The organism is Streptococcus caballi DSM 19004, from assembly GCF_000379985.1.
Taxonomy (GTDB): Bacteria; Bacillota; Bacilli; order Lactobacillales; family Streptococcaceae; genus Streptococcus; species Streptococcus caballi.
Window position 1 is genome coordinate 62,587 of record NZ_KB904062.1, and the last position, 14,783, is coordinate 77,369.

Consider the following 14,783-nt stretch of genomic DNA (forward strand, 5'->3'; position numbering starts at 1 on the left):
CTTCTATTTCTGATGATAGCAATTTAATATAAAAATTGACATGGATCATGCCATGTCAATCATTCTTTATTCACTTTTATCAATATCTTCTTTGAGTTCATCAACATTAAATTTAGCAAAAAGATACTTGCGATCCTGAACTGGGAAACGCTGATCTAGCTGGTCAACCGGACCTACTTCAATTAGCCCTTCAGAAATGACAAAGTCCATAACATGACCACCAAATGTATGATCATCAGATATGAAGTGCAAATGATAGCCAGCAACGCTCACTCCATGAAACATCTCAGGCGTCCAAATACCTACAATGATTCCTGAAATATTTTCCCTAGTATACTCTGGCTGACGAGTTGCCACATCTGCAAACTTTGTATCAGCTGTTGATTTTGGAATCATACGGACGTGCATTTTAGAAAAGTGACCACTGATTTTGATTGATCGAAACAAGTTAACCCCATCATAGTAAGATTCAATGCGGTCCTCCAATTCCTTATCCGTCATTTCAAAACGTTGTCTGAAAATCACTTCAGCCTGATGGGGAACAACTGCTGCATAAGGCACCTTGACATTCTCTGAAACTTCAACTACTTCAGGCTTACCGCTAGAACCCTTGGCCTGGTAGGCCTTTCCATCTAAGACGATAAGCTCACCATCAATCGAATCCAGCGTACCAATTCCCAGATCACCATGTTCCAACAATTCACCGATAGTTAAGGTGCCTCCATATAACCCTGCCATCAAGGCACTCAATGTATTATATTGAAAAAGTTTAATTGCTTCTGACATAATTCCCTCTTTTTAATAAAATTCGTCTGGCAAGATTGTCTCACCTAGCTTAATATTATCCTTATAATCAATTGGAACATCAATCAGTACCGGACCATCTGTGGCTTCTGTCAAAGCTTGTTTCAGAATAGCCTCAAAGTCCTCTTTAGTTGACACACGATATCCCTTGGCACCAAAACTTTCAGCATATTTGACAAAGTCAACCGGTCCAAAGTCAACACCTGATGAACGCCCATACTTCATTTCTTCTTGGAATTCAACCATGTTGTACTTACCATCATTCCAAATGATGTGAACGATTGGCAGTTTCAAGCGTACAGCTGTTTCCAATTCTTGAGCTGAGAATAGAAAACCACCGTCACCAGAAATAGAAATAACTTTGCTATTAGGACGAACCAGCGCAGCTGATATAGCCCAAGGAAGCGCAACTCCCAGTGTTTGCATCCCGTTTGAGAAGAGTAAGTGACGAGCTTCGTAAGATTTGAAGTAGCGTGCCATCCAGATATAGTGACTGCCTACATCAACAGTTACTGTCATATCATCTTTGGTATTTGCCTGAAGCACATCAATGACATCAAGTGGATGGACCAAACCGGATTCAGAATGGCGATCAAATTTAACATCTTCTACCACGTTATCACGAAGCCCTTGCAAGTAATCTCGAGAACCTTTGGGCAAAGTATAGCCATTAATGGCTGGCAAAAGCAAGTCTAAGGTATCAGAAATATCACCGATTAACTCACGTTCAGGTTGGAAATAAGTATCAATCTCAGCTGGAGCTACGTCAATAACAACGATACGAGCTGAGATTTCAGCATTCCAGTTACGTGCCTCATATTCAATTGGGTCGTAACCAATGGCAATAACCAAGTCAGCACGTTTCAGCAACATGTCCCCAGGTTGATTACGAAAGAGCCCTACACGGCCAAAGAATGTTGATTCCAAGTCACGTGAGACAACACCTGCCCCTTGGAAAGTTTCAACAACTGGCAGTTTAACCGAATCAAGTAAACGACGGATAGAATCTGTCACCCTTTTAGTGGAAGCGCCATTTCCCAAAAGTAGAACAGGAAGAACTGCGTTACGAATAGCCTGAGCGAGATAATTAATATCCGCAACTGAGGCAGAACCCAGTTTAGGATCTGTCAATGGCTTGATAGCTTTGACAGAAACTTGACTGTCGGTCACATCCTGAGGAACAGAAATAAAGCTAGCTCCAGGTTTACCTGATTTAGCTAAACGATAAGCATTAGCAACAGTTTCTGATAAGGTATTAGCATCATGAACTTCTGCAGAATATTTGGTTACAGGATCCATCATGGCCACATTATTCATTGATTGGTGGGCACGTTTGTGTAGATCGCCTCGCTTAACCTGACCTGATATGGCCAAGACAGGGTCACCTTCATCTGTCGCAGTTACAAGTCCTGTCGCCAAATTAGATACGCCTGGACCGCTTGTAGTAATTACAACACCTGGTTCACCAGTAATGCGTCCAATCCCCTGAGCCATGAAAGCTGCATTTTGTTCATGACGCGCCACAATAAGCTGTGGCCCCTTGTCTTCTAAAGTATCAAAAACGCGGTCAATCTTAGCTCCTGGAATACCAAAAGCATACTTTACATCATGATTAATGAGGCTGTCCACAATTAAGTCAGCCCCATAATTTTTATTTAAATCACTCATTGGTTTTCTCCTTTATTCACAATTGTAAACCAATTATATCACAGTTTATGCTTTAGTTTGTGAAAAAGCACTTGTGAAATTTTTATCTTATCTTGACAATCACTTCACATTCTAAAACTATTTATCACGATTTTGAAGAATGAGTTTGATAAGATCGTAAGCTGTGATGAGGAAAAATCCAATTACAATGATAAAGGTATTTTCTTGATTTCTTCCGCTATGGTCAAAAAGAGACAGAAGTAGGAAGATGATGATAACTGAAATCAGATTGCTGGCTATGATATCTTTAAGATTAGTTTTCATTTAAAAAACCTGCCATATTAAGATCATCAGGAACCAACTGGAGATATTTTTCAGCTGCCGCTTGAGCACGGTCGCGGTAGCCAAATTCTCTCAGAATGTAAGCATAATCCTGCAAAAATTCTGGATTATCAGCCAAATCCTTAGCTAAATCTTCGTAATAAATGAAAGCTTTCTCGCCTTCATCCAAAGCTTGATAAGCCTTGGCTAAATTCCACTTAGTGAGAACATTTTCAATCTCTTCATGATCTAGTTTGATGAGATCATCATAGCGCTCTTCTTCCAAGTACAGATTGGTTAAGCGAAGAAGAACATCTTCGTCGTCCTCAGCAACTTCCTTAGCCTGCAATAGATAGGTTTCCGCCGACTTAGTATCATGCAATTCGTATGAATACTGAGAAGCTTCCAGCAACAAATGAACATCAAATTCATTCTTACTTAGACCTTGTTGCAAAAGACGCAGTGCTTCTTCTATCTTGTGCTCCTCATGAAGAGAAAGGGCGTAAACATACTCATAACCCGCAAAATCCGGATTCATGGTATCTATTTGCTTAAAATAAAGGTTAGCTTTTTGATATTCTTCTTGATCGTAAAGAATGGTTGCCAGTTCAAAAACAGCTGTCTCGTCATACTCAATCTCAACTGATTTCTCCAAAAACTCAATGGCAGCTTCGAATTTTCCAAGACCAGCATAGGCTCGTCCAATGCGTTGATAGGTTGAAACACCTGTCAATGAAAGAATATCGCGATTGTCTAATTTAGCGTAAGCCTGAATGGCTTCCTCGTAATGTTCCAAGGATAAATCAATCTCTGCCAGACCAAAAATAACTAATGGATCATCACTTAATTGATTTGCTTCCAAGAGTTTTTCACGCGCGACATCAGTTAATCCTTCCATATCATAAAGGTCAGCCATGACCAAAAGCGATGATAAGTAATCTGGACTATCTGAATTGATTGCATCCAGATATAAGAAGGCTTCTTCAATATCTCCGTCCTCTGCTGCAATCTGGGCTAAATTAATATTAACTTCTGGAAATTCTTCACGCATTCGCAGATAAATCTTCTTGGCATGAGGCAAAAATCCTATGCTCTCCAGATATTCAGCTAAATCCAAAAGAGCTTGACTGTCATCTTCTTTTAAAGCACGTTCAAAATATTTTTCTGCTCGCTGCAAATCTTGGCGATCAAGCGAAGCAATCATTTTTTCACTATTCAACATCTTCTTTTCTTTCTTCCTTTACCTTTTCATTCACTAGATCTTCTTCATAAAGACCACTGATGGATTTGTACCAATCAAAAAGTTCCTTAACCACCACTTTGACGGAAGCATAGATTGGAATTCCCAGAAAAACGCCCCACACACCAAACATGGAACCAGCCGTCAAAAGAATAAACATGATGGTAATAGGATGGATGCTCAGCTTATTTCCCAAAACCAAGGGGGAGACAAAACGTCCTTCAATGGTCTGCTCAATAAAGAAGACGATGAGCACCTTAACTACCATAAGTGGCCCTTGAACCAGAGCCATGATGAAGACGGGAATCTGAGCAACAAAACTTCCCAAATAAGGTACCATGTTCAGGAATCCTGCAATAATCCCAAAGGTCACCGCATAGCGCAAACCAACAAAACTGTACATGATAGCAAACATGAAACCAACAACAATAGCAACCGTTACCTGTCCTTGTACATAACCTGAAAGTTGCTTATTAATATCACCTAGAATTCGGGAAATAGGCTGACGCGTTCTTGGCGGTAAAACCTGTAAAAGTCCTTGCTTCATCTTGTCGCTATCACGCAAGAAATAAAAGAGGATAAAAGGTGAAATGATAATGGCCATAGTAACACGCGCAATGGTTCCTGCGAAATTGCCTGCCCAGTCAAAGGCATTCTTTGAGAAACTTTGGGCATAATCAACAGCCTTACTACTGATATTAGATAGCATCTGACTGAGTTCTGATTGATAATTCTGCAACCAATCATTATTGGCAAGAAACTTAGTACTTTCGCGATTAACAATTCTGACGTAATGAGGTAAATTCTCAACAAAGGTCACTAGCTGATCCCTAATCATAGGAAAGAATCCTGAGCCTGCCCAAACAAGTAAACCAATCACGATAGCAAAAACAAGCATGATTGACGTACTCAGCCCTAATCCACGATTGTTGAGAAAAATCACTGATGGTTTAAGAAGATAATAAAGTAGCGCAGCAATGACTAAAGGCAGCATAACAATGCCCATAAATGATAAAACTGGCATAAAAAGGAACGAAATCTTGGTAAAGAGAAAAAGGGTCAAAAAAACCAGGAAAGTTATTAGAAGAACAATAACAGCCTGATTATTCAAAAACCATTTGAAAAACCAAGAATCTGAAAAGTGTTTATCTTTGGATTGATTCATGAAGAACTCCTAACTATTTTATACGAATGCAAAGAATTATGTTTTAATGATTATTAATACTTTTTAAAAAATTTTATAATTTCATCATTGTCAAGTCAAATACAACTTTTGTTCATTGGCCTAAGTCAGTGACTGTAAGGTGGGGATAGTCCTATTTTCTAGCAAAATGGTTAGTGGGCCTGTTCATTTTCCTCTATATTTGTTTAGCCATTTTAATATATCAGATGAACAGGGCTTTTTTCTTGCACCTCATTTTACAACAGGACAATTATATTTTTGATACTTCCTTTAGTAGTGCAGACGCAAGCGACCTCCTTTGGCCAAGTGATAAAAGACACACTTTTTACATCCCACTTGCTCCTGACTATCAAAGCATTGCTATTTGAATATCATAAAGTAAAAGTATAAATGTAACAGTTATTATAGCATTTTTGGTCTAAAAAAGCAGACTTTTGCTAAGTCCGCTGGCTAGTTTGAAAAAGGCTATTTGTCATAAAAGGTCACTGATTTATCAAGTAACTGTCCATCTTCTCCATAGGTAAATTTGGCTGAAAAGAAGGGAACGTCATCCAAAATCCATTTAAAGATTTCATAGTCACCTTCCCAAGTTGGTTTGGTCAGAACCTGATCATAGGGCACCCATTCCAAGGTGCCTTCACGCGATTCCTCATCTGAAATCAACTGACCTTCAAACTCCGTCACCTTGAAGACATAAGTGTACCAATCATGGTCTGGTGTAAATTCTGGAAAAGTAATAATTCCTTTGAAATCCATATCTTTGACTATAAAATGCGTTTCTTCAAAAATTTCTCGCTTGGCGCACTCGTCTGGTGTCTCTCCTGCTTCTAGTTTTCCGCCTACAGAAATCCACTTGCCCTCGTGAACATCATTGATCTTTTTGTTGCGGTGCAGGAGCAAAAGCTCTTTCCCGTTATCAATATAACAAATGGTAGCTAATTTTGTCATTATCTTCCTTCTCTCTATCATTCTGTCTTCCTTTTTATTCTACCACAAAATATGCTATAATTTGGACATTAGATGTCAAGGAGGGCGATATGTTAGAAACAGTTTATTTTGGAACTTATACAAAAAAAGAATCTCAAGGCATTTATGCTGCAGACTTTGATAGTACAACAGGTGAGCTGTCCGATCTGCGTTTGGTAGTCAAAGCGGAAAATCCGATCTATCTGGCATTTTCTGAGGATGACTTTCTCTACAGTGCGATTGCACAGGGAGATAAGGGAGGAATTGCTAGTTTTGACCAGCAATTCACGCTACTCAACCAAGTCCTTGAAGATGGCAAGCCACCCTGTTATGTGGCCTACAACGCTAAACGTCACTTAGTGTTTAGCGCTAATTATCATATAGGAGAAGTTCTGGTTTATCAAGAAGAAAAAGATGGTTGCTTGACCCTGCTTAATAAGCTTGCTCACCATGATTCTGGACCTCACCCGAATCAATCTAGCGCTCATATTCATTTTGCTAACCTGACACCAGATCGCTTTCTACTAACTTGCGATTCAGGTACCGATACGGTCACCTGCTATGACCTTAATGAAGCCGGAAAGTTGACTGAAATAGCCACTTACCAGGCACAAACTGGTGCAGGTTGCCGCCATATTGTCTTTCATCCTTTTTTAAAAATAGCCTATCTAGCTTGTAAACTCAATAGCACCGTGGAGGTCCTGATTTACGATGGTTATGGTGAATTTGAACACTACGAAACCCACTCCACTCTCCCCCAAGATTATCAAGGAGATAATGCAGTGGCAGCCATTCGAATCAGTCCAGACGGACGCTTCCTCTATGTCAGCAACCGTGGTCATGATTCAATAGCAGTTTTTAAATTGATTGGGGATGGACAACTTGAAATCCTCCAAATCATCTCCACTTCTGGCAAAATGCCTAGAGACTTCTCCCTCACACCAGATACCAATCACCTCATTGTTGTTCATCAAGAATCAAACAATGCCACTGTTTTTAAACGTGATCAAGCTACTGGCTTATTGACCGAACTCTATCACGATTTTTATGTGCCAGAAGCTGTCTGTATTACCTTTAGAAAGGAAAAACATGCTAGCTAAATTAGGCTTAAAAGCCAGTGCAGACCCTAAACAATTGGAAAGTCGCCTACAATACCACCCTGAAGTCTTTGAATTCTATACCAGTCAAGCAGACTTTAACAGTCAAGGCTTGGAGCGCTTGGAAGAGGCCATTTTTCAGGTTAAGGATCAGTCTACTGACAAAATTGTGCTCCACCATCCCATGACTTTCGATGGAGAATTTCTGGAAATGATCACCCCTGAGAAGCTCTTTCCTCAAATCACTCACTTCTTAGAAAAAAGTACCAATGACCTCCTACAGCTAGCCTTTGACCATGATTGTCAGGTACTGGTGCACGGTTCCTATGAACTCCGCAACAAGTCCATCATGGATTATTATGGCAACTGGGAGAAAGCCAATCAGGAACTCTTCCTACGACTGGACCATTTTGCTAAGCTAGGTCAGGATCATATCATGTTTGAAAACTCCATTTCACCTCTCTTTTACTTTGGCGACCCCACCTACGATCAGTTGATTTACCAAAAAGTCTACCGGTTAGCCTTTGATATTTCTCATTCCTTTATCAAAATGCAGGGCAGCAATAGCAAATTAATGGCGTCATTGAAGACCTTAAAAGATCATATTGTTCACTATCATCTGGTGGACTCCATGGGCGAAATCCACGATAGCCTACCGCTAGGTCAAGGGAAAATTGACTGGTCTGGAGTCCTTGACCACATAAATCCAGCAGCCACTGCCATTTACGAAATTGACCTCAAGGACATGAACAACCCCCTCGAACAATTGCAGAGCCACCAGTACCTAATGCAGGTGGAAAAAACTAAGCAAAATTCTTTCTAATTACGCCATTTTATGGTTAACTAGAAGAAAAAAGAAAGAGGTCCGTATATGAACCCAACTGAACTCCTAAACCAAATCAAAGAATTAATCGAAAAGAAAGACTTTTCAGCGGCTCAAGACTTCCTTAATGATCACAAAGATGAGCTTGGCAGCTACTTTGACCAAGCCCAAAAACTCATCGAAGGCGCTAACGGGCTTGATGGAGTCCTTGACAAAGTCAAAGGTCTCTTTGGAAAATAATCAGAAATAACAAAATGACATGTAGAGCCTTCATGCTAAGATAAATCGACACTTTGTCAACTGTATTCAGTGATGAAAAGCTATATTCTAGAGAGAACTAGATTGGGAACCCACTGAAAGAGTCATCGTTTGATGGCTTTTCGCTGGGTTCTCAGATTATTTCTCTCTCCCTGTTAGCACAAGTCAACCCACTACAATTAACAATAAGTAAAAACAGTCTATGATTCAACTACAAACAGTTGATAACATAGACTGTTTTTTTAATTACTTAATCACTTCTTGCGTCTTAGCATAGTTGGCTTCGACAGCTTCTTTTTCAGCCTTCCACCAGTCTTGGTGCTCGGTATACCAGTTGATGGTTTCTTGAAGCCCTTCTTCAAAGTTGGTGAATTGTGGTTCCCAACCAAGTTCCTCACGCAGTTTGCTTGAATCAATCGCATAACGCAAATCATGACCTGCACGGTCTGTTACATGGTCGTAAGCGTCCTTTGGTTGACCCATTTTTTCAAGGATAAGTTCAAGTACTTCCTTGTTATTCTTTTCACCATCTGCACCGATCAAATAAGTTTCACCGATACGTCCCTTGGTCAAAATAGCCCAGACACCAGTTGAATGGTCATTGGTGTGGATCCAGTCACGCACGTTCTTGCCTTCACCATAGAGTTTTGGTTTGATGCCTGACAAGATGTTAGTAATTTGGCGTGGAATGAATTTTTCAATGTGTTGGTATGGTCCATAGTTGTTTGAACAGTTGGAAATAGTCGCCTTGACACCGAAAGAACGCACCCAAGCCTTAACAATCAGGTCAGAAGCAGCCTTAGTTGATGAGTAAGGGGATGATGGGTTGTATTTGGTTTCAGCCGTGAATTTCTCACCTGGTCCTTCACCATGTCCTGGCAAGTCTTCACGAAGGGGAAGATCACCATAAACTTCGTCAGTTGAGACATGGTGGAAACGAATATCGTATTTCCGCGCCGCTTCCAAGAGTGTGTATGTCCCAACAAAGTTAGTGTAGATAAATGGCGATGGGTCTTTCAGGGAATTATCATTGTGGCTTTCGGCCGCATAGTGAACGATTGCATCCGCTTTGGCAGCCAATTTGTCAACCAATTCGGCATCCGCAATATCACCAACAACCAGCTCAACGCGGTCACCAAGAATTTCTTCAATATTAGCGCGGTTCCCAGCATACGTGAGTTTGTCAAGAACCGTCACATGAACGTCTGGGTGATTATTATAAACGTAATGTACGAAGTTTGAACCGATGAAACCAGCTCCACCGGTTACGATAATATTTTTGTATTCTGTCATTTTTTCTCCAAAATGTTTCTTCTCTTTCTTACAAGTCCTCTTTTCTCAAAGGTTTGACATCTTTGAGTAGCGGATGATTTTTATCTGCTTCTGAGACTTCTGCTTCTGCTAGATTTTCCCATGTGATGCCAAGGGCTGGATCAGCATAATTAACAAAGGCATATTTGGGTTTGAGTTCAAGTGCCCAGTAATCGTTGACAAGATAACTGTAAGATACCTTGTCAGACAAGACTTGGAAACCATTGGCAACACCGCGAGGAACAAAGATACCTTTAGAAGCATCAATAACGGTTTGGTAGACGTGTCCAAAACTGTCACTTTCGCGCAAATCAACCCAAGAACCGAGGACTTTTCCTTCATCCGCAACGGAGATATATTTATCCCAAGGTTCTGCATGAAGCCCGCGGAGAACGTTTTTGCGTGAAAAGCTGACATTGTTTTGCAATTTACCTTCCGCAAAGAAAGATTCTGGGAATCCTAGCGGCACCATTTTTTCTTTTTGGAAATTTTCCTTGAACCAACCACGGTTGTCACCATGAACGGGAATGTCAAACTCCAAAAGTCCTGGAATAGCATCAATTTTACGGCAAGCTAAGGATTTTTCAAAAAATTCTTCGGTCATTATTTATCTCCAATCAAACGAAGCAAGTATTGCCCATATTCATTTTTCTTCAAAGGTTGTGCCAACTCACGTACTTGGTCTGCTGTGATATAGCCCATGCGGTAAGCAATTTCTTCCAGGTTAGCCACTTGCACATTTTGCATACGTTGAACCGTCTCAATATATTGAGCTGCTTCTAGCAAACTTTCATGCGTTCCTGTATCCAACCAAGCAAAGCCACGTCCCATGAGTTCAACAGATAAGTCACCGCGGTCAAGATAAGCCTTATTGACGTCTGTGATTTCAAGTTCGCCACGAGGGCTTGGTTTGATGTTCTTAGCAATTTCCACAACATCATTGTCATAGAAGTATAGACCGGTTACGGCGTAGTTAGAACGTGGGTGTTCTGGCTTTTCTTCGATGGAAATGGCATTCATCTTATCGTCAAATTCTACCACACCAAAACGTTCTGGGTCTTTAACTTGATAGCCAAAGACAGTGGCACCAGATTCTTTGCTGGCAGCCTTTTGTAGCATCTTAGACAAACCTGGGCCATGATAGATATTATCACCAAGGATTAGCGCCACACTATCGTCACCGATAAAGTCTTCCCCAATAATAAAGGCTTGCGCCAGTCCATCTGGACTTGGTTGTTCCGCATAAGAGAGGGAAATACCAAACTCTGAACCATCTTGCAAGAGTTCTTTAAAACGTGGCAAATCTTGCGGCGTTGAAATAATCAAGATTTCTTTAATCCCTGCCAACATTAGTGTTGACAATGGGTAATAAATCATAGGTTTGTCATAAACCGGCATGAGCTGTTTGGATGCAGCGCGTGTCAAAGGGTACAAACGTGTCCCAGATCCACCTGCTAGAATAATACCTTTCATACTTAGGTCTCCTCTTTTAATTCATCATCAATATTCTACCATTTTTCACAAGACCTGTCACTAACTACCCTGAACTAGAGTCCAACTGGCATGACATCACAAGCTCAATGTTACAGATGCCAAAATGGATTGGTCTGTGCCTGACTTTCTACAATGTCAACATTCCAACCAAATTCTTCTTTCCAAAGACTAAGCTTCTCAGCAATTTTCTTAACGAAGAGAACTTCAATATGATGACCTGGATCAATAGCTAGGAGACCGTTAGTAATCATTTCTTGGGCAGTATGATAGTAAATATCGCCAGTAATATAAACATCCGCACCTTTTGCTAAAGCATCTTTGTAAAATCCTTGACCGCTGCCACCACAGATGGCGACTCGCTTAATCAATTGTTCTTGATTTCCATAGCTAACTAAGCGCACGCTGTCTAGTTTGAAGACCGATTTTACCTTTACAGCCAACTCTTCGAAAGTCTGCTCTGCAATGTTTCCAATTCGTCCAATGCCGTTTCCATCCCTAGTCTCTGACAAAATTTCCGTATCCTCGATGGATAAAAGCCGGCAGAACCAGTCATTAAGACCATCTGAAACAATGTCAATGTTGGTATGGCTGACATAAACAGTGATATCATGCTTAATTAAGTTGATATAAATCTGATTTTGCTCTGTTGCCACCAAATCTTTTAGAGGTCTAAAAATAGGCGCATGTTTGACGATAATCAAGTCTACCTTTTTTTCAATAGCTTCTGTCACTGTTGTTTCACGAATGTCCAAGGCCACCATGACGCGACGAACATCCTTGTTTAGACTGCCTATTTGTAGCCCCGAAATATCACCCTCCATAGACAGTTCTTGCGGGCAGTATGCCTCGTATCTGTCGATTATTCGACTAGTTTTCATTGAGAACCTCCTTGATAGCTTGAATTTTTTGAGAAATAGCGGAGCGGTCGCTAGTATTAACTTCTGGAATTTTAGTGAAAGCGGTTTCTAGCTTAACTAGCTCATTTCTCCAGCGTGACACAAAAACATTTGACTTTTCTTGCTTAAGCAAAGGGCCAAAGCGCAAATCCGCTACGCTCAAAGTCTTTTTGCCATGCTCTGCAATAATGATTTCATAATATTTATCATTTTCAGTCATGATTTCCTCATCCACGATTTTAAAGTCATTTTGTGCCAACCAGAGCCGGAGGTCATCTTCACGATTGTTGGGCTGCAAAATCAAGCGCTGAACCGAATGTAGCTTTGCTCTGCCATTTTCTAAAATCTCAGCAATCAATCGACCACCCATACCGCAAATCGTAATCGTATCAATCATGTCCTCTGCTTCAAAAGCAGCTAATCCGTTAGCAAGTCGAACATCAATCTTATCTGACAGTGCGGAGCTGCTAACATTTGAAAGAGCGGACTGGTATGGTCCCTTGACCACTTCTCCTGCGATGGCAAAATGTATCCGATTTTGCTCCACCAAGTAAATAGGAAGGTAGGCGTGATCGCTGCCTATATCAAGTAAGCGAGCATTTTGCGGAACATAAGCAGCTACAGCAGTCAAACGTTGAGATAATCGAGTTTCCATAATATTTCCTTTTCAAAGTTTTCGCTACTCTAGTATACCATCTTATACACTTCTGTTCCAGTTAGCTTTTATCTAGAAAAACCAACTTTTTCTTCAAAAAATCCCTGACCTGAGAAGATTACAGTAGAGATGAAAGGATGCGCTACTTATGATGAAGAAAATAACAATGATTATGTCAAGCTTATTCTGCATTGCCGATTAGCTGCCTACCAGCCAAAAACACCTAAAATAACCGACCGCTCAACAACAATTTCAAAAATTTCATCATCAAGTCAGAGTAAAACAAGCCAAATTAGCAGTAGTCAGTCACACTCCGCCTCTCAAGTCAATTGCGCATTAGGAAACGTATCTCTGATAATGGATAGGAATTTCTTTAGGTGTTCTCCCCAATCTCATTAATCACTCCACAAATCCATTGCAGCTAAAAAGTCATCAGAAATTGTAATGTTGGATGGATTTGTTTGCTCGCGTTCTCGACGGCGTTCCTCTACCTGACGAAGTGTTGTTACGCCATCATGACGCCAATTACGCAGGATAGCATTGATATAATTCCAATTCGTCTTGCCGTTAAAGACAGCCTCGCGAAGTGCTGCGCGGACCAAATCAGGATCTGTTTTATCTTCTTGGATCGTTTTCTGCAAATCTTCTAATTCAAAGGGACTAAGCATACGACCAAGTTCGCGCTCAAAATCATCAACTAGTGACTTGAGCTTATTCGGTGATTGGCTTGACCTTTCAACAGGCTGTTCTTGATTCAAGAGTTCATCTAGCTTAGCTAAAACAGGACTAGCATCAAAAATAACTTCAATCTCACCAGATAATTCTATAGTTTTCATATCCAGAAGCCCTTGAGCCGTCAAATCAGAAATTGTCCGATTGACCTCTGTAACTGTCTTTCCAAGAGCCGTAGCAATCTGGCTAGGTGCTAAATCATCAAGTTTGGTCGTATTTTGGGCATAGAAAAATTGCCAAACCAAAAAATCGTCCGCACTTTTAAAAATAGCTTTAAAATGAAAAAGCAAAGCACTTGGAAGAACCAAGTTGCCTGACTTATAATGTTCTAAAAAACTCATATTTCCCCTTTAAAGGTATCCATAAAATGAAAAATCATCTTCTAGCTCTTCTAAGCGATAAGGTGTTTCTTGATAAACTGCATAATTGACCCAATTACTAAAGAAAGTCGTGGCTGCCAAATTCCAAGTCATCGGAGGTTCTAAGTCTGGATTGTCATCAGGATAATAATGCTCAGGCAAATCAGGATTCTTATTTGCCTTAACATCACGATGATATTCCTTACTTAGTGTGTCGCGATCATATTCCAGATGACCAAAACTGTATATCTCACGCATGTCCTTACTAGCTACAATGGACAAGCCAACTTCTTCTCCTGATACGATGACCTCCAAATCAGGAATTGCTTCAACATCTTTGCGCAAAACCTCAGTGTAGCGAGAATGTGGTGATACAAACTTGTCATCAAAACCACGAACAAGTAAACTAAAAGGCTTCTCAACAGTCTGAGAATAAATTCCCGACAGCTTACGAACCATTTGTACCTTATCAATGCCATATTTATAATACAACCCAGCTTGAGCACCCCAACACAGATGCAAAGTTGAGTAAACATGCTTTTTAGACCATTCAAAAACCTGACAAAGCTCATCCCAATAATCGACCTCTTCAAAAGCTAAAGTCTCAACGGGTGCACCTGTGATAATTAAGCCATCGTAAAATTTATGCTTGATGTCGTCAAAAGTTTTGTAAAAAGTCTCCAAGTGCTGAGCTGTCGTATTTTTAGATTCATGGCTGGTCATATAAAGAAAATCGACATTAATCTGCAAGGGTGTATTGGCAAGCAAGCGTAATAGTTGCGTCTCTGTAGCTTCTTTAGTCGGCATCAGATTGAGGATCAAGACCTCCATAGGTCTAATATCTTGATGGTTAGCCCTTTTGTCATCCATAATGAAGACATTCTCTGAGCGCAGAATATCTAGTGCCGGTAATTTTCGATCAAGTTTAATAGGCATGAAAACATCTCCATTTCTATAATACCTTACTACAATATTATAAAACATGGAGATATAGTTT

At 40.4% G+C, this 14,783-nt stretch carries 16 protein-coding genes; 3 read left to right on the plus strand and 13 right to left on the minus strand.

Annotated features, from left to right (window positions below; genetic code table 11):
* Positions 1-66: 66 nt before the first annotated feature.
* From budA to A3GS_RS0100315, 6 genes are all read right to left on the minus strand, one after another.
* Entirely contained in the window at positions 67-786 is a 720-nt protein-coding gene (gene budA / locus A3GS_RS0100285) for an acetolactate decarboxylase (RefSeq protein WP_018363430.1), read from the minus strand.
* Positions 787-798: 12 nt separating this feature from the next.
* Positions 799-2,472 carry an acetolactate synthase AlsS gene (gene alsS, locus A3GS_RS0100290; RefSeq protein ID WP_018363431.1) on the minus strand — a complete coding sequence of 558 codons (1,674 nt, stop codon included), beginning with the start codon at positions 2,470-2,472 and terminating at the stop codon, positions 799-801.
* A 117-nt stretch (positions 2,473-2,589) separates the two neighbouring features.
* Complete coding sequence (locus A3GS_RS0100295) at positions 2,590-2,775, minus strand: hypothetical protein (RefSeq protein WP_018363432.1); 186 nt, start codon at positions 2,773-2,775, stop codon at positions 2,590-2,592.
* Positions 2,765-3,994, minus strand: coding sequence for a tetratricopeptide repeat protein (locus A3GS_RS0100300; RefSeq protein WP_018363433.1), 1,230 nt, complete (start codon positions 3,992-3,994; stop codon positions 2,765-2,767). The genes A3GS_RS0100295 and A3GS_RS0100300 overlap by 11 nt, the downstream gene beginning before the upstream one ends.
* Positions 3,984-5,177: an AI-2E family transporter gene (locus tag A3GS_RS0100305; RefSeq protein ID WP_018363434.1), complete on the minus strand. Its 1,194-nt coding sequence runs from the start codon at positions 5,175-5,177 to the stop codon at positions 3,984-3,986. The genes A3GS_RS0100300 and A3GS_RS0100305 overlap by 11 nt, the downstream gene beginning before the upstream one ends.
* A gap of 483 nt (positions 5,178-5,660) precedes the next feature.
* Complete coding sequence (locus tag A3GS_RS0100315) at positions 5,661-6,143, minus strand: NUDIX hydrolase (RefSeq protein ID WP_018363436.1); 483 nt, start codon at positions 6,141-6,143, stop codon at positions 5,661-5,663.
* Positions 6,144-6,232: 89 nt separating this feature from the next.
* On the opposite strand from A3GS_RS0100315, the gene A3GS_RS0100320 reads away from it, so the two are divergent.
* Genes A3GS_RS0100320 through A3GS_RS0100330 form a run of 3 tightly spaced genes read left to right on the plus strand, consistent with a single transcriptional unit; the run spans position 6,233 to position 8,321 of the window.
* Positions 6,233-7,261, plus strand: a complete 1,029-nt coding sequence (locus A3GS_RS0100320) for a lactonase family protein (RefSeq protein WP_018363437.1) — start codon at positions 6,233-6,235, stop codon at positions 7,259-7,261.
* A complete protein-coding gene (locus A3GS_RS0100325) occupies positions 7,251-8,081 on the plus strand; it encodes a sugar phosphate isomerase/epimerase (RefSeq protein WP_018363438.1) in 831 nt (276 codons plus the stop codon). Before A3GS_RS0100320 ends, A3GS_RS0100325 begins: the two co-directional genes overlap by 11 nt.
* A 48-nt stretch (positions 8,082-8,129) precedes the next feature.
* Complete coding sequence (locus A3GS_RS0100330) at positions 8,130-8,321, plus strand: hypothetical protein (RefSeq protein ID WP_018363439.1); 192 nt, start codon at positions 8,130-8,132, stop codon at positions 8,319-8,321.
* Positions 8,322-8,585: 264 nt separating this feature from the next.
* Here the strand turns inward: A3GS_RS0100330 and rfbB are convergent, their stop codons facing one another.
* From rfbB to metA, 7 genes are all read right to left on the minus strand, one after another.
* The gene (rfbB, locus tag A3GS_RS0100335; RefSeq protein ID WP_018363440.1) at positions 8,586-9,632 is read right to left on the minus strand and encodes a dTDP-glucose 4,6-dehydratase; all 1,047 of its coding nucleotides are present in this window, start codon (positions 9,630-9,632) and stop codon (positions 8,586-8,588) included.
* 28 nt (positions 9,633-9,660) lie between these two features.
* Positions 9,661-10,254 (minus strand): dTDP-4-dehydrorhamnose 3,5-epimerase family protein, encoded by a 594-nt coding sequence (locus A3GS_RS0100340; protein ID WP_018363441.1) that lies wholly within the window; start codon positions 10,252-10,254, stop codon positions 9,661-9,663.
* A complete protein-coding gene (gene rfbA / locus A3GS_RS0100345) occupies positions 10,254-11,123 on the minus strand; it encodes a glucose-1-phosphate thymidylyltransferase RfbA (protein WP_018363442.1) in 870 nt (289 codons plus the stop codon). The genes A3GS_RS0100340 and rfbA overlap by 1 nt, the downstream gene beginning before the upstream one ends.
* A gap of 110 nt (positions 11,124-11,233) precedes the next feature.
* Positions 11,234-12,022, minus strand: a complete 789-nt coding sequence (locus tag A3GS_RS0100350) for a Nif3-like dinuclear metal center hexameric protein (RefSeq protein WP_018363443.1) — start codon at positions 12,020-12,022, stop codon at positions 11,234-11,236.
* Entirely contained in the window at positions 12,012-12,695 is a 684-nt protein-coding gene (locus A3GS_RS0100355; RefSeq protein ID WP_018363444.1) for a tRNA (adenine(22)-N(1))-methyltransferase, read from the minus strand. The genes A3GS_RS0100350 and A3GS_RS0100355 overlap by 11 nt, the downstream gene beginning before the upstream one ends.
* 395 nt (positions 12,696-13,090) lie before the next feature.
* Positions 13,091-13,768 carry a DnaD domain-containing protein gene (locus A3GS_RS0100360; RefSeq protein ID WP_018363445.1) on the minus strand — a complete coding sequence of 226 codons (678 nt, stop codon included), beginning with the start codon at positions 13,766-13,768 and terminating at the stop codon, positions 13,091-13,093.
* Between the two features lie 9 nt (positions 13,769-13,777).
* Positions 13,778-14,722, minus strand: a complete 945-nt coding sequence (gene metA / locus A3GS_RS0100365) for a homoserine O-acetyltransferase MetA (protein WP_018363446.1) — start codon at positions 14,720-14,722, stop codon at positions 13,778-13,780.
* Positions 14,723-14,783 lie beyond the last annotated feature (61 nt).